Raw genomic sequence first — 18804 nt, 5'->3', positions numbered from 1 at the left:
GGATAGCGCCGGTGTCACGGCCTGTCCACAATGTTGTGACGTTTTGCCGGGTGACGGCGCACCGATTGCAGGTTATCTGACAGGCATGTTCGGAATCGAAATCATAGACGCGGCCCTTCTCCCGGCAATGTTCGTGGCTCTGCTGGCCGGGATCATGTCGTTCCTCAGCCCTTGCGTGCTGCCGATCGTGCCACCGTATCTGGCGTATATGAGCGGGGTCAGCCTCAACGATCTGTCCGAGACCTCGACGCACCGGGCGCGGGCCGTCGTGCCGGCGTTGTTCTTTGTGCTGGGCCTGTCGACGGTGTTCATTTTCCTTGGCTTCACCGCCTCGGCGATCGGTACGGTTTTCCTGCAATATCAAGACTATCTCAACGCGATTGCCGGTATCCTCGTGATGGGATTCGGCGCGCATTTCGTGGGCGTGTACCGGATCGGGTTTCTCGACCGCGAGGCGCGGGTCGACGCGGGTGATCAGGGGGGCACCTCTTTCGGGGCCTATATCCTGGGTCTTGCCTTCGCCTTTGGCTGGACGCCCTGCATCGGTCCGCAACTTGGTGCGATCCTGTCGCTCGCCGCGTCCGAGGCCAATGTGACACGCGGTACGTCGCTGCTGGCGGTCTATGCCATCGGGCTGGGTGTGCCGTTCCTGCTGGTCGCCGCCTTCCTGCCGCGTCTTCAGGGACTCATGGGCTGGATGAAGCGGCACATGGAACAGATCGAGCGGGTGATGGGTCTGCTGTTGTGGACCATCGGCCTCCTGATGCTGACCGGCGGCTTCTCGGCCTTCTCGTTCTGGCTGCTCGAGACATTTCCGGCGCTTGCTGTACTTGGATAAGTCTTTCCGCACGGTCGCACCCTGCGCTAGGCTGGCCCAAAAGGTTGACCATGAGCAGCAACACGACCCCAGTGCGCCGCAGGCGGGTATTCTACATCCCCGGTTATGATCCCGTCCCACCGCGACGCTACCGCGAGCTTTACCGCACGCAAAGCGCGGCGCAGGCGTCGATTTCGGGGCATGATATCAAGGTGGTGCCGGGGACCCTCGCTGCGCGGTTCGGCTGGCAGGTCGCGGCCCGCATCGAGGGGCAGGAGACAGCCACCGACCTCACGGTGCTGGTCTGGTCCGACATCGTCAAGGACAGCATGGATCGCGGCATTCTCGCCACCTACGCGCAACTGGTCCGGACCGCTGCGTTCTACCTTGGCACTGGCACGCTGTTCCGGCTGATGCGATTGCGCAAAGGTCCGGTGATTGCGGCACTTTATCCGGTTGCGCTCCTTCTGCTGCAACTGATGATCGCATTGGCTGCGGCATGGGCGACCGGTCACCTGCTGGCGCTGTGGCATCCCTTGGCCGGGTGGGGAGGGCTTGTGGTCGTGCCCCTCGTGCTGGCGTGGTTCCGACGGCGCGATGGACGGTTTTTCGCGTATTACCTGATGCATGACTATGCCTATTCGGCGTCAGATCACGGTGCGATGTCACCAAGGCTGGCGGCGCGGCTGGCGGAATTCGCGGATGATGTCGCCACGGCGCTGACCGAGGATTACGACGAGGTGCTGGTCGTCGGGCATTCCTCGGGTGTGCATCTGGCGGTCACGGTGCTGGCCGATCTCATCCGCGCGGGGCGGGTGCCCCGCGACGGGCCGGCATTGTCGTTTCTCAGCCTCGGACACGTCGTGCCGATGGTGTCGTTCCTGCCGCGCGCATGGCGTCTGCGCGCCGATCTTGCCTATCTCAGCACCCGGCCCGAGCTTTTCTGGCTGGATGTCAGCGCGCCGGGCGATGGTTGCGCCTTTGCGCTTTGTGACCCGGTCAGCGTCACAGGTGTGGCACCCGCGGGCAAGCGCTGGCCGCTGGTGATCTCGGCCGCGTTCACGCAGACCCTCAGCCGCGAGCGGTGGCGTGCCCTGCGCTGGCGCTTTTTCCGGCTGCATTTTCAATATCTCTGCGCCTTCGACCGCCCCAACGACTATGACTATTTCCGGATCACGGCCGGGCCGCAGACCCTTGGACAAAGGTTCGCGGGACGAAAGCCGTCGAAAAGCCGGATCGACCGGCCCACCTCGCACCATACGAGCGTGGCGCCATGAGTCCGCCGAAACCCCCCGCGCGGGCCGATCGCGTGTCGCTCTGGCGGTATATGCGGCTGTTTCGGTCCGATATCCTGTCGGCGCAGCCCGCGCGGCTTTACGCTGCATGGATGGCAGAGTTTCGCACGCCGTTTTTCCGCTCTTACCTGTGCAACCAGCCCGACCTCGTGGATCTGGTCCTGCGCCGGCGGCCGGATGCCTTTCCAAAGTCGCAACGCGTGTCAGAGGGGCTGCGACCGCTGCTGGGACGATCGGTGTTCGTCACCAATGGCGAGACATGGCGACATCAGCGCCGCATCATCGACCCCGCGTTCGAGGGCGGCCGATTGCGCGACACCTTTCCCGCGATGGTGGCGGCAGGGCAGGGGGCGGTGGCCCGGCTGGCGCCGTTGGCGGATGGCCAACCGCGCGAGATCGAGGGGCACACAAGCCACGCGGCGGCGGACGTGATCTTTCGAACCCTGTTTTCACTCCCGATCGAAAACCACACGGCGGCGCAGGTCTTTGACGCGTTCAAGGCCCATCAGCGCACGCAGCCGGTGCTGAACCTTGCCGCCTTCGTGCCGGTGCCGCGCTGGTTTCCGCGCCTTCACCGGCGCCGCACCCGCGTCACCGCCAGAACGATTCGTGCGCTTGTCACGGACCTTGTCGCGACCCGCAGCGTCGAGATTGCGCAGGGTCGCGCACCGGATGACCTTGCGACCAAGATCATGACGACGACGGACCCCGAGACCGGCGCGCGATTCACCACGCCGGAAATGGTCGATCAGGTGGCGATTTTCTTCCTTGCAGGCCACGAGACCAGCGCGTCGGCGCTGTCCTGGGCGTTGTATCTGCTGGCGCTGTTTCCCGAATGGCAAGAGCGTGTGGCCCAAGAGGTGCGGGATGTTCTTGGCGACCAGCCGCCGCAGTTTGCAGACGTGGCGCGCTTGCGGATCACGCGCGACGTCTTTCGCGAGACGTTGCGTCTCTATCCGCCGGTCCCGATGATGGTGCGCGAGACGGCGTGCTCGGAACGCTTTCGCAACCGTGACATCGCACCGGGCGCTCAGGTGGTCATAAGCCCATGGCATCTGCACCGGCATACCCGCCTTTGGGATGCTCCGGATGCGTTCGATCCGGGCCGGTTTGCCACGGAAAATGGCGCGGCCTGTCTGCGCACGGCGTATATCCCGTTTTCCGCGGGGCAACGCGTTTGCCCCGGCGCGGGATTCGCGATGATCGAGGGGCCGCTTTTGCTGGCCATGCTCGTGCAAGCGTTTCGGTTCACGCCGGTTGCGGCGCGGCCCGCGATGCCGGTTGCCCATCTGACGGTACGGGCACGCGATGGCATATGGTTGTCGATCACATCGCGCTGACCTTGCGTGACACGCCGGTGTCTGAGTGTGCGGCGCGATCTGCGGTCAGGGAAAAGAGAATCAAAAAACGGCGACACCTGGGAGGAGGAGGGGTGCCGCCGTTCTCTGTACGTCCGGCCCCAGGGAGGAGGAGGGGACCATTCGCAAACCATCGGGACCTTTGACAGCCCCGCTTTTTGGATCAAGAGCCCCAGGGAGGAGGAGAGAAGCCCTTGATCATAACGGATGCACCTAGGGAGGAGGAAAGATGCACCCGATCTCGTGGTTACGGCTGTTGACCGTAAACTGTTTCATATGCGACCCGCCTGATCTCGCTGCGATGCATGCCGAGATCCGCCAGTTCGCGCGCACTCAGATCCGACAGCTCGCTGACCGAACGGCGATAGGTGCGATAGTCTGCAACCCGCCGCATGGCCGTGTAGATCGCCGCGCTCAGGTCTTCGCCAAGGACGTGCATGGCCGATCGGCGCATTTGGACCGTATGTGGCATTTTCACATCCTTTCGGATATCTTCTTGTTTGTGAGCGTTATAGGTTGGTTCGCCCTTTGTTGAAATCAAGATAACGCTTTTCTGCATCTGCACAATAGCCTGCGACAACAATGCTGCCATGCAGCATACGCATATGAATAAGGTGCCGTAACGTTATGCAAATGAATGATTATTTGGGCAATGTATAAAGTGATGCAAAGGGTTTTGAGGATTTCTGCAGCTGCAAAAGCGGGACATGCGCGGATCTTGGGCGTGATCGAGATGCGCGAAAAAGCGAAAACGCCCATCGGTCTGCCGCACTTGAAATATTACGTTACTAAGATCCAAGCGCAACCCGTGCCCCGTGCCGCGTGACCGCATGATCGCGTCGAATGAAATGGCTGGATCATGGCGCGGGGCATGGTATTCGACACACATGACACCGAACGACATGGTTCTGACCCCGCGTGGCCTTCGATTTCGGGGGCGCATCTACCCATGCGCAATCGGGGCCGGTGGGCTGAGCGCCGACAAGCGAGAGGGGGACGGGGCCACGCCAATAGGCATACACCGTATCGTCGGCCTGCTGTACCGGCCCGACAGGATGGCGCGCCCCACCGACTGGGCGGTGCCGATCCGACCGGGCGATCTGTGGTCCGACGATTCTGACGACGAGGCGTACAACCTCATGGTGCGGGCGCCCTATCGCCACAGTCATGAGGCCCTGCGCCGGGGCGATCCGCTGTATGATCTGGTGATCGTGACCGACTGGAACTGGCCGCGAGCCGCGCCCGGACGCGGATCGTGCATCTTCATGCACCGCTGGCGCAGGCCGGGCTATCCAACGGCGGGGTGCATTGCGCTACGTCCCGATCACCTGCGCCAGATCGCGGCGGCGATCCGGTATGACACGCGCCTGATCGTGCGATGATGTCCCGCCTGCGTCACCTGTCGCGGGCGCACCGGTCAGCCGTAATCCCGCGCCCCGAAAATCGCCGAGCCCACGCGCACATGTGTCGCGCCCTGCGCGATGGCGCGATCGAAATCACCGCTCATCCCCATGGACAGGCCGTCCAGCCCGTTGCGCGCGGCCATCTTTGCAAGCAGCGCGAAATGCGGGCTGGGGTCGTCCTCGACGGGGGGGATGCACATGAGGCCCCGGACCGGCAGATCTAGCGCGCGGCACTCTGCGACGAAATCATCCGTATCTGCGGGCATGATCCCGGCCTTTTGCGGTTCTTCGCCCGTATTGACCTGGATGAACAGGTCGGGGCAATCGCCGATTTCCTGCGCAAGCCGGGCAAGCGTCTGCGCCAGCTTCGGGCGATCGACCGAGTGGATCGCCTGAAACAGCTCCATCGCCTGCCGTGCCTTGTTGCTTTGCAGCGGCCCGACGAGATGCAGCGCAATTCCGTCATAGCGTTCGCGAAAGCCGGGCCATTTGCCCGCGGCCTCCTGCACGCGATTCTCGCCGAAGACCCTGTGCCCTTCGCGCAACACCGCCTCGACCCGGTCATCGGGTTGTACCTTGGAGATCGCGATCAATGTGACGCTGTCGGCCGGTCGCCCGGCCTGTGTCGCCGCGTCGCGGACGCGGTCCCGGATGTCTTGCAGTCCCATTTGTGGCCTCCTGCCCTTGTTGACATGGCTCATGCCACAGTGCGCGTCGCGGGTACAAGTCCGCGGATCGTTGCAAACGGCTTGCCCCGGCGGCGATGCTTGGGTAGGAGGGATAAAACAGTATCGGACGGTGCCATGATCCATTCGCGTCGCAAATCTGTCGCAGTTTCACTGCTATGCATCGGCATACTGAGCGGCTGCGGTGCATTCGAGAATGCCACATACGACCCCGAAGCCACCCGCGTTCAGGGCGGGCGAGAGCGCGATCCGGACCCAAGCGGCGGCTCGCTGCTTGATGCGTTCCGGGGCGCGCGTGACACCGTCAAGGTCAACCGCCACCTGTGGACGGCCTCTCTTCAGGTGCTGGACTTCCTGCCGGTCGAGGCCGCCGATCCGTTTACCGGCGTGATCTCCACCGGGTTCGGCCGGCCTCCGGGGGGCGGGCAGCCCTATCGCGCGACAATCCTGATCAGCGACCCGGCACTTGATGCGCGATCGCTCAACGTCGCGCTGCAGACGCAAAGCGGACCCGTGGACGCAGGCACCGAGCGCGCGGTCGAGGACGCAATCCTCAATCGCGCCCGGCAGTTGCGCATCCGGTCGGCCCGATACTGATAGGGCCGTCGCGCGCCCGCCCTTACGTCCGCATCAGGCCCAGAACCCAATCCGTCTGCCGTGGCAGGCACACCGTGCGCAGGTCGTAGCGTGCACGTATGACATCGCGCGCGGCCAGCCCCAGACGGTGTCGCGTCGTCGGGTCATCAAGCAGCGCGCAAACCTCGTCCACCAAGCCGTCCCCGTCGAAGAAATCGACCAGGCGTCCCGTCTCGTCATGGCCGATCACCTCGCGGACAGGGTCGGTATCGGCGGCGACGACGGGCGCGCCACAACTCATCGCCTCAAGCAGTGACCAGCTTAGCACGAATGGATAGGACAGGTAGACGTGGACGCGGCTGATCTGCAAGACCTGCAGGAACTGGTCATACGGGATGCGCCCGAGAAAGTGGACACGCGCCCAGTCCGCATCCGGGATCTGTCCGCGCACCTCGTCGATGAAAATCTGCTTCCATGTATGCCCTGCGGGCGGGTGCTGCCCGTAGCTGACCCCCGCGCCGCCGACGATCAGCACACGTGCCCGTGGCCGGTCGCGTAACAGTCGCGGCAAGGCACGCATGAAGATATGATACCCGCGATACGGCTCGAGATTGCGATTGACGAAGGTGATCACCTCGTCGTCGCGGTCAAGGGTGCGGCCGTTCTTGAACACCAGCCGCGCGTCGGGTGCGGGGCGGGCCGTTCGTGTGTCGATGCCGTCATGACACACGGTGATGCGGTCGCGGAACGGTGCCGGAAACGTGTCGGCCTGAAACCGCGTCGGGCTGATACCGGCCTCTGCCGTGTCGAAATGCAGATGGTTGTTGAGGTTCTTGAGCCGCAGGCGCAGCGGCTCGGTCTCGGGGTTCTGGCCCGTGAATTCCGGGTCGAACGCAAGATGCGGCCAGTCTGCAAGGTGATAAAGTTCGCAATACATCCCCAGCCGGGCCTCGGGCCAGACATCGCGCAGGAACATCGATTCGCCCCAGCCCGGATGCGCGAGGATCAGATCGGGCGCATAGCCCTTGTCCCGCAGGGCGACGGCCGCGTGATAGCATGCCTCGCCGCGGGTCACCTTGCTGTCGAGATCCAGCAGCCAGCGGTGCATGGTCTGCCCGGCCCGCTTGGGCAGGGCATAGGGCAGGATGCGTACGCCGCGCCAATGGGTCGGTTCCTTCACCCGCAACGTCAGCGCCACGCATTCATGCCCCCGCTGCGCCAGAAGCGGGGCCAGATGCTTGAATTGCCCCGGAAAATTCTGGTGGATGAAAAGGATTTTCATGCGTGTGCCGGTCTCCTGCGCGATGGCGTGTCCGGACGTGGGTATAATCGCGGGGAACGGCCCCGCAAAGCCCTGCATTTTTGCGCCGCCCTCTGGACCAGCCCGGCCTGAGCGCCTATCACCTGTGCAACACCAGACAGAGCAAGAGGGGCCCGGCCCATGTCGCGCTATTCACCAGCCGAGATCGAAGCGAAATGGCAAGAGGCATGGGCCCAGGCGGAGATATTCCGCGCCCGGCGCGATGAAAGCCGCCCCAAATACTACGTGCTGGAGATGTTTCCCTACCCGTCGGGCCGCATCCACATGGGCCACGTGCGCAACTACACCATGGGCGACGTGGTGGCGCGCTACAAGCTGGCCACGGGGCATAACGTGCTGCACCCGATGGGCTGGGACGCCTTCGGCATGCCCGCCGAGAATGCCGCGATGGCGTCGGGCGGCCACCCCAAGGACTGGACCTACGCCAATATCGAGACCATGCGCGAGCAGATGAGGCCCCTTGGCCTGTCCATCGACTGGTCGCGCGAGTTCGCCACCTGCGACCCCGAATATTACGGCCAGCAACAGGCGCTGTTTCTGGATTTCTATGAGTCGGGCCTTGTCTACCGCAAGAACGCGGTGGTCAACTGGGACCCGGTGGACATGACCGTTCTGGCCAACGAGCAGGTCGAGAACGGGCGCGGATGGCGTTCGGGCGCCGAGGTCGAGCGGCGCGAGCTGACGCAATGGTTCTTCCGCATCTCCGACATGGCCGAGGAACTGCTGGACGCGCTGGACGGGCTGGACGACTGGCCCGCCAAGGTCCGCACCATGCAGCAGAACTGGATCGGCAAGTCGCGCGGTCTGCAATTCGCCTTCGGCCTGAACGACGGGCCAGAAGGCCATGACCGGGTCGAGGTCTACACCACCCGGCCCGACACGCTGATGGGGGCCTCGTTCATCGGCGTGTCGCCGGATCACCCGCTGGCCCGGACACTGGAGCGCGAGCGCGAGGACGTGGCAGCCTTTTGCGCCGAGGCGCGGCGCGGCGGCACCACCGAGGAGGCGCTGGAGAAGGCCGAGAAGCTGGGCTTCGATACCGGCCTCAAGGCCCGCCACCCGTTTGACACCGCGTGGGAACTGCCCGTCTACATCGCCAATTTCATCCTGATGGACTATGGCACGGGTGCGATCTACGGCGTGCCCGCGCATGACGCCCGCGACATGGAATTTGCCCGCAAGTACGATCTGCCGGTGTCGTCCGTCTTCGTGCCGGCCATGGGCGAAGAGGGCACCTTCATCATGCCCGAGGAAGGCGGCCCCGCCTATGTGCCCCCGAAACCCGAGACGGTGCGCTACGTGCGCGGCTTTGCCGGCGACGAGGCCCAGACCGGCGAACAGGCCATCGAAGCGGCGATCGCGTTCTGCGAGGCCAATGGCGTGGGGCAGGGTGTGACCAAGTTCCGCCTGCGCGACTGGGGCCTGTCACGGCAGCGCTACTGGGGCTGCCCGATCCCGGTGGTCCATTGCGAGGCCTGCGGCGTGGTTCCCGAGAAGAAAGAAAACCTGCCGATCCGTCTGCCCGACGATGTCAGTTTCGATCAGCCGGGCAATCCGCTCGACCGGCATCCGACGTGGCGCGAATGCGCCTGTCCGTCGTGCGGCCAGCCCGCCCGGCGCGAGACCGACACGATGGACACCTTCGTGGATTCCTCGTGGTACTACGCCCGCTTCACCGCGCCGCATGCCGAGACGCCCACGGATCTGGACGACGCGACATACTGGATGAATGTCGATCAGTATATCGGCGGGATCGAGCACGCGATCCTGCACCTGCTCTATTCGCGCTTTTTCGCTCGTGCGATGCAGATCACCGGCCACCTGCCCGACAAGGCGATCGAGCCGTTCGACGCGCTCTTCACGCAGGGCATGGTGACGCACGAGATATACCAGACGACCGACGCGGCTGGTCGCCCCGTCTATCACCTTCCCGAAGAGGTGATCGACGGCAAGCTTGCGGATGGGACCGAGGTGGACACAATCCCCTCTGCCAAGATGTCGAAATCCAAGAAGAACGTCGTCGATCCCTCGACCATCATCGCGCAATACGGGGCCGATACCGCGCGCTGGTTCGTCCTTTCTGACAGCCCGCCCGAGCGTGACGTGGAATGGACGGCCTCCGGCGCCGAGGCCGCGCACAAACACTTGGCCCGCGTCTGGCGTCTTGCCGCCGGGATCGCCACGGACGACACCGCGCCCAACGATCACGACGAAGCCCTGCTGCGCGAGATGCACAAGACCATCGACGATGTGACCAAGGGCATCGACAGCTTCGGCTTCAACGCCGCGATCGCCCGGCTTTACGCCTTTACGGCCACTCTGGCCAAGTCGCAGGCCGGGCAGGGGGCAAAGGCCGAGGCGGCACGCACGCTGGCGCAGCTCATGTCTCCGATGACGCCGCATCTGGCCGAGGATATCTGGGCGCGCTTGGGCGGTCAGGGCCTTGTTGCCACGGCAGGCTGGCCCACGCCCGACCCCGCGATGCTGGTGGATGACACCGTGACCCTGCCCATCCAGATCAACGGCAAGCGCCGGGGCGAGCTTCAGGTGCCCGCCGAGATGGAGAAGGCCGAGGTCGAGACCCGCGCGCTGGCTCATGCGGCCGTGCAAAAGGCATTGGATGGCGGACAGCCCAAGAAGGTTATCGTCGTGCCGGGACGGATCGTGAATGTCGTCATCTGATCGCCGCCTGTTCCTGCTGACCGGCCTTGCCATGCTCGCGGGGTGCGGGTTCGCGCCGGCGTACGGGCCGGGTGGCGGCGGCGCGGCGCTGATGCAGCAGGTGGCGGTCCGCGCGCCCGATACCCGCCCCGGCTATCTGCTGACCCGCGATCTGGAGGCGCGTTTGGGCCGCGCCGGGTCGGCGCGTTACGAACTGGTCCCCGAGATTACCCTGACGACAGAGGCGGTCGCGATCGACCGGCGCAACGTGGCGGGGCGTTTCAACATCCTCGGCTCGGTGCGCTACGCCCTGACCGACCGGCAGACCGGCGAGACCGTGACGACCGGCACGGTGGACAGTTTTACCGCCTATTCCGCACTTGGCACACCCGTTGCCACGCGTGCCGCGCAGCGCGATGCCGAGATGCGGCTGATGTCCGTCCTTGCCGATCAACTGGTCCTGCGGCTGCTGGCCACGGTACCGGACCGCCCGCAATGAAGCTGACGCCGCGTGACGCCCCACGATACTTCGCCAAGCCGGAGCCGGGGCGCACCGGCCTTCTGATCTACGGCGCGGATGCCATGCGCGTGGCCCTGAAGCGGCAAGAGGTGATCGCGGCGCTGCTCGGTCCGGGGGCCGAAGAGGAAATGCGCCTTGCGCGGATGGCCGCCGTCGATTTGCGCAAGGACCCCGCGCGGCTGACGGATGCCGTCAAGGCGCAGGGCTTTTTTCCCGGCCCGCGCGCCGCCTTCGTCGAGGACGCCAACGATGCCGTGGCCGAGCCGATCCTCGCCGCCCTTGCCGATTGGCAGGAGGGGGATGCGCAGATCATCGTCACCGCCGGCCAGCTCAAGCCGACCTCGAAAATCCGCAAGGCGTTCGAGGCACATCGCAACGCCTATGCCGCCGCCATTTATGATGAGCCCCCAAGCCGGGACGAGATCGAGGCGACGCTTGCCCGGGCGGGCCTTGGCAACGTGCCTGGCCCGGTGATGGGCGATCTGACGGCTATGGCCCGCGATCTCGATCCCGGTGATTTCCGCCAGACCATGGAGAAACTGGCGCTTTACAAATGGGATGATGACAGCCCGCTGTCGTCCGAGGATATCGCCGCCTGCGCGCCCGCCTCGACCGAGGCCGATCTCGACGACGTGCTCAACATCGTGGCCGAGGGCCGCGCCGGCGAGGTCGGTCCCGTGCTGCGCCGGCTGAAGGCGCAAGGTGTGCAGGCCGTCGGTCTGTGCATCGGCGCGACCCGCCATTTCCGCGCGCTTTACACGGCGGCCTCGGATCCCGGCGGGCCGGGGCAGGGCATCGCCAAGCTGCGCCCGCCGGTTTTCGGGCCGCGCCGCGACCGCATGCTGCGCCAGGCGCAGATGTGGGGCGGAGAACGCCTGCAACAAGCGCTGACGATCCTGACCGACACCGATCTTCACCTGCGATCGGCCGCACAGCGCGCGCCCGACATGGCGCTTGTCGAACGGGCGCTGATCCGGCTGGCCATGCTGGCCAAGGCCCGCTGATCGACAGGGCGGAATGCATGCCGCACGCACCATAGGCCCCGCATGACCGATCCAAGCCTCATCACGCTTGTCCGCAGCTTTTTGCGAATCGGCCTTTTGTCATTCGGTGGTCCGGCGGCACAGATTTCCATGATGCATGCCGAGCTGGTCACGCGCCGCGGCTGGCTGACCGAGCCGCAGTTTCTGGGCGCGCTGTCGTTTTGCATGCTGTTGCCGGGCCCCGAGGCGATGCAGCTTGCGACCTATGCGGGCTGGCGGCTGCGCGGGGTGCCCGGCGGGCTGATCGCCGGGCTTCTCTTCGTGCTGCCGGGCGCGGCGGTGATCCTTGCGCTTGGCATGGGCTATGCGCTTTACGGCGGGGTGCCGCTGGTGCAGGCGCTGTTCGTGGGCGTCAAGACGGCGGTGGTGGTGATCGTGCTGCAGGCGCTATTGACCCTTGCGCGACGGGCGCTGACCGATCGCGCAAGCTGGGTGCTTGCGGGTCTGGGCTTTGCCGCGATGTTTTTCCTGTCGGTGCCGTTCCCGGCGATCATCGCGCTTGCCGCGCTTTGGGGATATGTTCAGGCGCGCGGGCAGGTGTCTGCGGCATCGGCGCCGGCGGCCCGCGTTCCGCTGTCGGGTACCGCTCTGACAGTTGTGACATGGGGCACGCTCTGGGCCGTGCCGGTCGTGACCGCGTGGGCGCTCGGGGCGACGTTCCTGACGGATCTGGCGCTTTTCTTCAGCAAGCTGGCGGTCGTGACGTTTGGCGGGGCCTACGCGGTGCTGGCCTACATGACCGACACGGTCGTGGCGACCAAGGGCTGGCTGACGACCGCGCAGATGATCGACGCGCTCGGGCTGGCGGAAACCACACCGGGGCCGCTGATCCTGGTGACCGAATTCGTGGGCCTGCTGGCGGGCTACGCGCAGGGCGGGCCGTGGATGGCGGTGCAGGCGGCGCTGCTGACGCTATGGGTCACGTTCGTGCCCTGCTTCCTGTGGGTTTTCACCGGCGCGCCGTATATCGAGATGATCCTCGCGCGGCCACGCCTGAAAGGCGCACTCGCAGGAATTTCCGCGGCGGTCGTGGGGGTTATCCTCAATCTTTCCGTCTGGTTCGCCCTGCACGTCCTGTTTGCGGAGGTGCGTCAAACGCGCTTTGGTCCGGTGCCCGACTGGCCGACATTCATGCCGCTCAATTTCGCGTTCGTCCTGATTGCGGCGGTGCTTTTTCTCGGGTTGCGCCTGTCGCTCGTGAAGGTTCTGGGGCTTATGGCGGCGGTGTCGGGTCTCATGCATGCCGTGATGCAATGAGACGCATGGCAGGTCTTTCGTTTTGCCCCGAATCCCTTATGCTGACCCCGTTCCCAATTCAGAGGCCATCACAGCATGTCGCGTACCATCGATTACGGAAACCTGATGCATCGTGCCATGCGTGGCCTCATCCAGGAGGTGCTGTGTGACGTGCGCGACAACGGGCTTCCCGGTGCGCATCATTTTTTCATTACGTTCGACACGACCCATCCCCAGGCGGACCTCGCCGATTGGCTGCGTGACCGATATCCATCCGAGATGACGGTGGTCATGCAGAACTGGTACGACGCGCTGGAGGTGACCGATGACGGGTTCTCCGTGACGCTCAATTTCGGCGATGCGCCAGAGCGGCTTTACGTGCCGTATGACGCGATCAAGACCTTCGTGGATCCGTCCGTGGAATTCGGCCTGCGGTTCGAGACGCAGGAGGTCGAAGAAGATGCCGAGACCGGTGATGCGGAAAAACCGGACGATGACGCGGCCACCGGCGAGGCCGACATCGTAAGCCTTGACAGTTTTCGCAAATAGCGATCCCGCATGCTTCGGATACCGGCACGCGACTGCGCGCGTCGTTGATATTTTCGCCTGTTGCGATATGGACATCGCAGACGCCAAGGAGATTTTCTTATGACTGCAACGCGTAGCGAATCGGACAGTTTCGGACCCCTCGACGTGCCGGCCGACAAATACTGGGGCGCGCAGACGCAACGCTCGATCATGAACTTTCCCATCGGTTGGGAAAGACAGCCTGCGGCGATCGTCCGCGCCCTCGGGGTCGTCAAGAAGGCCTGCGCCGAGGCCAACAAGGCCAGCGGCAAGCTTGACGCGCGCCGCGCCGACGCGATCATACAGGCGGCGGGCGAGGTCATCGAGGGGCGGTTCGATGACAACTTCCCGCTGGTCGTCTGGCAGACCGGATCGGGAACGCAATCCAACATGAACGCCAACGAGGTCATTGCCAACCGCGCGATCGAGATCCTTGGCGGCACCATCGGGTCGAAGGACCCGGTGCATCCCAACGATCACTGCAACATGGGACAATCGTCGAACGACACCTTTCCCACGGCGATGCATGTCGCCACCGCGATGAGCGTGCGCGACGTGCTGCTGCCAGGGCTGGAAAAGCTGGCCGAGGGGCTGGAAGCCAAGTCCGCGCAGTTCCGCGACATCATCAAGATCGGCCGCACCCACACGCAGGACGCAACACCGCTGACGCTGGGTCAGGAGTTCTCGGGCTATGCGCATCAGATCCGGCAAGGGATCGCGCGCGTTAACGCGACGATGCCGGGGATCTACGAGCTGGCGCAGGGCGGCACTGCCGTCGGGACCGGCCTCAACACCGCGCCGGACTGGGGCGATACGGTGGCGGCCAACATGGCCAAGATCACGAAGCTGCCTTTCGTGACCGCCCCCAACAAGTTCGAGGCGCTCGCGGCGCATGATGCGATGGTGTTCCTGTCGGGCGCCCTCAGCACGGTGGCGGGCTCTTGCTACAAGATCGCCAACGACATCCGTTTTCTGGGCTCCGGCCCGCGTTCGGGTCTGGGCGAGCTGATCCTGCCCGAGAACGAGCCGGGAAGCTCGATCATGCCGGGCAAGGTCAACCCCACGCAGGCCGAGGCGCTGACGCAGGTGGCAGCCCACGTCATGGGCAACGATGCCGCGATCAAGTTCGCCGGCAGCCAGGGCCATTTCGAGCTGAACGTCTATAATCCGATGATGGCCTACAACCTGCTGCAATCCATTCAGCTACTGGGCGACGCGACCGCCAGCTTCACCGAACGGATGCTGATGGGGATCGAGGCCAACGAGGCCCGCATCGAGAAGCTGATGACGGATTCGCTGATGCTGGTCACCGCGCTTGCGCCCACAATCGGCTACGACAACGCCACCAAGGTCGCCAAGACCGCACACAAGAACGGCACCACCCTGCGCGAAGAGGCGATCGCCCTGGGGTTTGTCGATGCCGAAACCTTCGATCGGGTGGTGCGCCCCGAGGACATGATCGGCCCGAAATGACCGACACGCCGGTCAATCTCAACAAGGCGCGCAAGGCCCGCGCGCGAGTCGCGAAAACGACCCGTGCCGACGAGAATGCCGCGAAATACGGACGGTCCAAGCGTCGCAAGACACAAGACAAGGCAGAGCTGTCGAAGGCGCGCCACCATCTCGACCAGCATCGGTTGCGCGAAGATTGATGTCGGGTCCCTTTGGTCCCACGCGTCGCGGGCGCGCCGCTGACGGTGGGGGCTGCGGCGCCATCCCCGCCCGGCCATGAGCGCGCGCCCCGTCAAGCACTCCCTGACCCTGCGCGGTCATCGCACCAGTGTCTCGCTGGAGGCGGAATTCTGGGACGCCTTCCGTGATATCGCCGCTCTTCAAGGGGTTGCGATCAATGAACTGGCGGCGCGGATCGACGCCGAGCGCGGGATGGAGGCGGGCCTTGCCTCGGCAATCCGGGTCTATGTCCTGCGCCATTATCGCGATCGGGACCGCGGTTGAGTGTCGCGCCGTCCACGATGTCATGCTCGTCTGGTGCCGCTCATGCCCCACATGAGTGTCGTTTTTCGGACATGATGCAGCGCTAACCGGTTGCTTTCCCGTGATGCAGCTTGTTAGTCTTTTCAAACGAATGGAACCGGGATGCTGTGTCGACCATTCCCTGTGGCAGGCTATCGACCCGGTTCCGAAAGCAGAAAACGCTGGTGCATAAATCAAGATACGTCCCGCATCCGCTGTCGGGCTATGACGTGGTGATGTGCATAACGGCAATGTCACAAGGGAGGGCCTGCATGGCCGACGAAACAACGATCCAGGGTATTCCCGCGCCCGAAGGTGCGTCGGATATCATCGAGACCGATTACAAGATCGGTCAGGATAACATCCAGCGAAAGATCGGACCGTTCGGTCTTGATATTCACAACCCCGTTTTCATGATCTCCGGGCTCGCGGTGATCCTGTTCGTGTTCTACGCGCTTGCCCTGCCGGACCAGGCCGCGTCGGTCTTCGAAACGATGAAGGCGTTCGTCATCGAGACGTTCGACTGGTTCTTTCTCGGGTCCGCGAACATCTTCGTGATCTTCTGTCTTCTGCTGATCGTGACGCCCTACGGGTCTGTCCGGCTTGGCGGAACCGATGCCACGCCCGATTACGGCTATGTGGGCTGGTTCGCGATGCTGTTTGCGGCCGGCATGGGAATCGGCCTGCTGTTTTTCGGCGTGTCCGAACCGATGACGCATTTTGACACCGCCCTTGCCGGGACCACGATGGGCGAGGACGGCGTGCGAACGGATTGGGCCCCGTTGGGCGCAGCGGGCGGTGATCCGGTAGAGGCGCAGCGTGTCGGCATGGCGGCCACGATCCTGCATTGGGGTCTGCACCCATGGGCGGCCTACGCCGTCGTCGCGCTGTCGCTTGCACTTTTCTCGTACAACAAGGGGCTGCCGCTGACCATCCGCTCGGCCTTCTACCCGATCCTCGGCGATCGCGTCTGGGGCTGGTGGGGCCATATCATCGACACGCTGGCGGTGTTTGCCACGCTGTTCGGTCTGGCCACATCGCTTGGCTTCGGAGCCGAACAGGCTGCGGCCGGTCTGGCCTTTCTTTACGGGTCGGGCGATGCTGCGGAAGGCACGCGTACCTTCCTGGGGATCACCTACGGCAATGACAGTGGAACGGGCGTCGAGAACGACCCGCTGTTGCTGGTCCTGCTCATTTCGGCGATCACGCTGGTCGCGCTTGTCTCTGTGATCCGCGGTCTTGACGGGGGCGTGAAGCGCCTGTCGGAAATCAACATGGGTCTCGCGGCAATCTTGCTGTTGTTCGTCTTCTTCGTGGCGGGTCCGATCTTCCTGGTCTCGTTCTTCTTCGACAGCATCGTTGCCTATGCGCAGAATATCTTTGCGCTCAGCAATCCTGTCGGTCGGGAAGATGCCAACTACAGCCAGGGCTGGACCGCGTTCTACTGGGCGTGGTGGATTTCCTGGTCGCCCTTTGTCGGCATGTTCATTGCGCGTGTCAGCCGTGGCCGCACGGTGCGTGAATTCGTCATTTGCGTCCTGCTGATCCCGACTACGGTCTGCATCCTGTGGATGAGCGTCTTTGGCGGCGCAGCACTGAACCAGGTCGTGGCCGACGGCTATGAGGGGGCCAAGAACGCGGCACTCGAACTCAAGCTGTTCTACATGCTGTCGCAGCTTCCGCTGGCGACGATCACCTCGACGATCGGCATCATCCTCGTGATCGTGTTCTTCGTGACATCGTCCGACTCCGGCAGCCTCGTGATCGACACGATCACCGCCGGTGGCAAGGTCGATGCGCCGGTGTCGCAGCGTGTGTTCTGGTGCATCTTCGAAGGCGCCGTGGCAATCGCGCTGCTGATCGGCGGGGGGCTTGCCTCGCTGCAGGCGGCCGTCATCTCGACGGGTCTGCCCTTCACGCTGGTGCTGTTGTTCATGTGCTATGCAATCTGGAAGGGGCTGTCGACCGAAGCGCGGTGACGACCGCCTGACGGCTTGTCATGACGAAAAGCCCCCCGGGTGTTGCACCCCGGGGGGCTTTGATGTTCTGTACCCAAAATAAGAGTGGGGAGACCGAAACGTGACACTCGATCTTGACTTTGTGCGCGCCCAATTTCCGGCCTTGTCAGAGCCGTCACTGGCGGGGCAGGCGTTTTTCGAGAATGCGGGTGGCTCGTTCACCTGCGCGCCCGTGATCGCCCGGCTGGAACGGTATTACCGGCAGCGCAAGGTGCAACCCTACGGCGCGTACGAGGCCAGTCGTCTTGCGGGCGAAGAGATGGACGAGGCACGGACCCGATTGGCGGCGATGATGGGTGTCGCGACCGACGAGGTGAGTTTCGGCCCCTCCACAACGCAGAACACCTACGTGCTGGCGCAGGCCTTTCGGCAGTGGATGCAGCCCGGCGATGCTATAATCGTCACCAACCAGGATCACGAGGCGAATTCAGGCCCGTGGCGGCGCCTCGCCGACGAGGGGTTCGAGGTGCGCGAATGGAAGATCGACCCCGAAACAGGATGTCTTGACCCGGCCGATCTTGAAAACCTGCTGGACGAACGGGTGCGGCTGGTGTGCTTTCCGCATTGCTCCAACGTGATTGGCGCGATCAACCCGGTGGTCGAGATAACCGCGCTCGCCCATGCGGCCGGGGCCTTTGTCTGCGTTGACGGGGTCAGCTACGCCCCGCACGGCCTGCCCGAAGTGGGGCGGATGGGCCCCGACATCTACCTGTTCTCGGCCTACAAGACGTATGGCCCGCATCAGGGGATCATGGTGATCCGTCGCGAACTGGGAAACCTGCTGCCCAACCAGGCGCATTATTTCAACGGTGATACGCTGTACAAACGCTTTACGCCGGCAGGGCCCGATCATGCGCAGGTCGCGGCAAGCGCGGGCATGGCCGATTACATCGACAGCCTTGCAGAACGCCACGGCATCACGGGCAACGCAGAGACGCGCTGCGCGGGCGTTCACGACGTGATGCGCGCGCATGAAACCGATCTTCTGCAGCCGCTTCTCGATTTCCTTGCAGACCGGAATTCCGCCCGCCTCATCGGACCGGCCGATGCCGCAGTCCGGGCACCGACCGTCGCGGTGGCGCTCGATCGGCCTGCCGCGGGGGTCGCCGGCGATCTCGCGGGACATGGCATCATGGCGGGCGGTGGCGACTTTTATGCGGTGCGCCCGCTTGCCGCCATGGGTGTGGATGTTGACAAAGGTGTGCTTCGGCTCAGCTTCGTGCATTACACGTCGCGCGGCGAGATGGACAAGCTTTTGACAGCACTTCAGGATGTGCTTTGATCCACTCCCTGCTTCGACGCGTACGAGGTGAGAACAACCGAGGCAGG

19 protein-coding genes are annotated in these 18804 nt (G+C 64.2%); 16 read left to right on the top strand and 3 right to left on the bottom strand.

The features are described from left to right. Positions 1-85: 85 nt before the first annotated feature. From ACROSR_RS09495 to ACROSR_RS09485, 3 genes are read left to right on the top strand one after another with little or no spacing between them, the layout of a single operon-like run. Positions 86-838: a cytochrome c biogenesis CcdA family protein gene (locus ACROSR_RS09495; RefSeq protein WP_432684391.1), complete on the top strand. Its 753-nt coding sequence runs from the start codon at positions 86-88 to the stop codon at positions 836-838. A gap of 50 nt (positions 839-888) precedes the next feature. Then, the gene (locus ACROSR_RS09490) at positions 889-2094 is read left to right on the top strand and encodes a hypothetical protein (RefSeq protein ID WP_432684389.1); all 1206 of its coding nucleotides are present in this window, start codon (positions 889-891) and stop codon (positions 2092-2094) included. Further along, the gene (locus ACROSR_RS09485; RefSeq protein ID WP_432684387.1) at positions 2091-3452 is read left to right on the top strand and encodes a cytochrome P450; all 1362 of its coding nucleotides are present in this window, start codon (positions 2091-2093) and stop codon (positions 3450-3452) included. The genes ACROSR_RS09490 and ACROSR_RS09485 overlap by 4 nt, the downstream gene beginning before the upstream one ends. Before the next feature lie 265 nt (positions 3453-3717). Here the strand turns inward: ACROSR_RS09485 and ACROSR_RS09480 are convergent, their stop codons facing one another. Continuing rightward, a complete protein-coding gene (locus tag ACROSR_RS09480; RefSeq protein ID WP_432684385.1) occupies positions 3718-4062 on the bottom strand; it encodes a DUF1127 domain-containing protein in 345 nt (114 codons plus the stop codon). Between the two features lie 45 nt (positions 4063-4107). Here ACROSR_RS09480 and ACROSR_RS09475 point away from each other — a divergent pair, with 45 nt between their 5' ends. Further along, a complete protein-coding gene (locus ACROSR_RS09475; RefSeq protein WP_432684383.1) occupies positions 4108-4296 on the top strand; it encodes a hypothetical protein in 189 nt (62 codons plus the stop codon). A gap of 61 nt (positions 4297-4357) precedes the next feature. Continuing rightward, on the top strand, positions 4358-4852 hold the full coding sequence (locus ACROSR_RS09470; RefSeq protein ID WP_432684381.1) for a L,D-transpeptidase family protein: 495 nt from the start codon (positions 4358-4360) through the stop codon (positions 4850-4852). A 35-nt stretch (positions 4853-4887) separates the two neighbouring features. On the opposite strand, the gene ACROSR_RS09465 is transcribed toward ACROSR_RS09470, so the two are convergent. Beyond that, a complete protein-coding gene (locus ACROSR_RS09465) occupies positions 4888-5541 on the bottom strand; it encodes a YggS family pyridoxal phosphate-dependent enzyme (protein WP_432684379.1) in 654 nt (217 codons plus the stop codon). Between the two features lie 135 nt (positions 5542-5676). Between ACROSR_RS09465 and ACROSR_RS09460 the strand changes: the two genes are divergently transcribed. Then, positions 5677-6156 carry a DUF3576 domain-containing protein gene (locus ACROSR_RS09460; protein ID WP_432684377.1) on the top strand — a complete coding sequence of 160 codons (480 nt, stop codon included), beginning with the start codon at positions 5677-5679 and terminating at the stop codon, positions 6154-6156. Between the two features lie 22 nt (positions 6157-6178). Here the strand turns inward: ACROSR_RS09460 and ACROSR_RS09455 are convergent, their stop codons facing one another. Beyond that, the gene (locus ACROSR_RS09455) at positions 6179-7417 is read right to left on the bottom strand and encodes a glycosyltransferase family 4 protein (protein ID WP_432684375.1); all 1239 of its coding nucleotides are present in this window, start codon (positions 7415-7417) and stop codon (positions 6179-6181) included. A 159-nt stretch (positions 7418-7576) separates the two neighbouring features. Here ACROSR_RS09455 and leuS point away from each other — a divergent pair, with 159 nt between their 5' ends. The 10 genes from leuS (at position 7577) to ACROSR_RS09405 (ending at position 18757) form a co-directional block, all read left to right on the top strand. Next, complete coding sequence (gene leuS, locus ACROSR_RS09450; protein WP_432684373.1) at positions 7577-10138, top strand: leucine--tRNA ligase; 2562 nt, start codon at positions 7577-7579, stop codon at positions 10136-10138. After that, on the top strand, positions 10125-10616 hold the full coding sequence (gene lptE, locus ACROSR_RS09445) for an LPS assembly lipoprotein LptE (protein WP_432684371.1): 492 nt from the start codon (positions 10125-10127) through the stop codon (positions 10614-10616). Before leuS ends, lptE begins: the two co-directional genes overlap by 14 nt. After that, positions 10613-11641, top strand: a complete 1029-nt coding sequence (holA, locus tag ACROSR_RS09440) for a DNA polymerase III subunit delta (protein WP_432684369.1) — start codon at positions 10613-10615, stop codon at positions 11639-11641. Before lptE ends, holA begins: the two co-directional genes overlap by 4 nt. A 42-nt stretch (positions 11642-11683) precedes the next feature. Beyond that, positions 11684-12937, top strand: a complete 1254-nt coding sequence (gene chrA / locus ACROSR_RS09435) for a chromate efflux transporter (RefSeq protein ID WP_432684367.1) — start codon at positions 11684-11686, stop codon at positions 12935-12937. Between the two features lie 75 nt (positions 12938-13012). Further along, positions 13013-13465 (top strand): SspB family protein, encoded by a 453-nt coding sequence (locus ACROSR_RS09430; RefSeq protein WP_432684365.1) that lies wholly within the window; start codon positions 13013-13015, stop codon positions 13463-13465. 99 nt (positions 13466-13564) lie between these two features. Continuing rightward, complete coding sequence (gene fumC, locus ACROSR_RS09425) at positions 13565-14956, top strand: class II fumarate hydratase (protein WP_432684363.1); 1392 nt, start codon at positions 13565-13567, stop codon at positions 14954-14956. Continuing rightward, complete coding sequence (locus ACROSR_RS09420; protein WP_432684361.1) at positions 14953-15135, top strand: DUF4169 family protein; 183 nt, start codon at positions 14953-14955, stop codon at positions 15133-15135. The genes fumC and ACROSR_RS09420 overlap by 4 nt, the downstream gene beginning before the upstream one ends. A 76-nt stretch (positions 15136-15211) precedes the next feature. Further along, positions 15212-15439, top strand: a complete 228-nt coding sequence (locus ACROSR_RS09415; protein ID WP_432684359.1) for a ribbon-helix-helix domain-containing protein — start codon at positions 15212-15214, stop codon at positions 15437-15439. Between the two features lie 290 nt (positions 15440-15729). Next, on the top strand, positions 15730-17436 hold the full coding sequence (locus ACROSR_RS09410) for a BCCT family transporter (protein ID WP_432684357.1): 1707 nt from the start codon (positions 15730-15732) through the stop codon (positions 17434-17436). Positions 17437-17536: 100 nt separating this feature from the next. After that, positions 17537-18757, top strand: coding sequence for an aminotransferase class V-fold PLP-dependent enzyme (locus ACROSR_RS09405; RefSeq protein ID WP_432684355.1), 1221 nt, complete (start codon positions 17537-17539; stop codon positions 18755-18757). The last annotated feature ends 47 nt before the right edge of the window (positions 18758-18804 follow it).

Origin of the sequence: Roseovarius tibetensis (genome assembly GCF_050896375.1) — a bacterium.
GTDB lineage: Bacteria > Pseudomonadota > Alphaproteobacteria > Rhodobacterales > Rhodobacteraceae > Roseovarius > Roseovarius tibetensis.
This window is presented reverse-complemented; position numbering and strand designations above follow the sequence as displayed.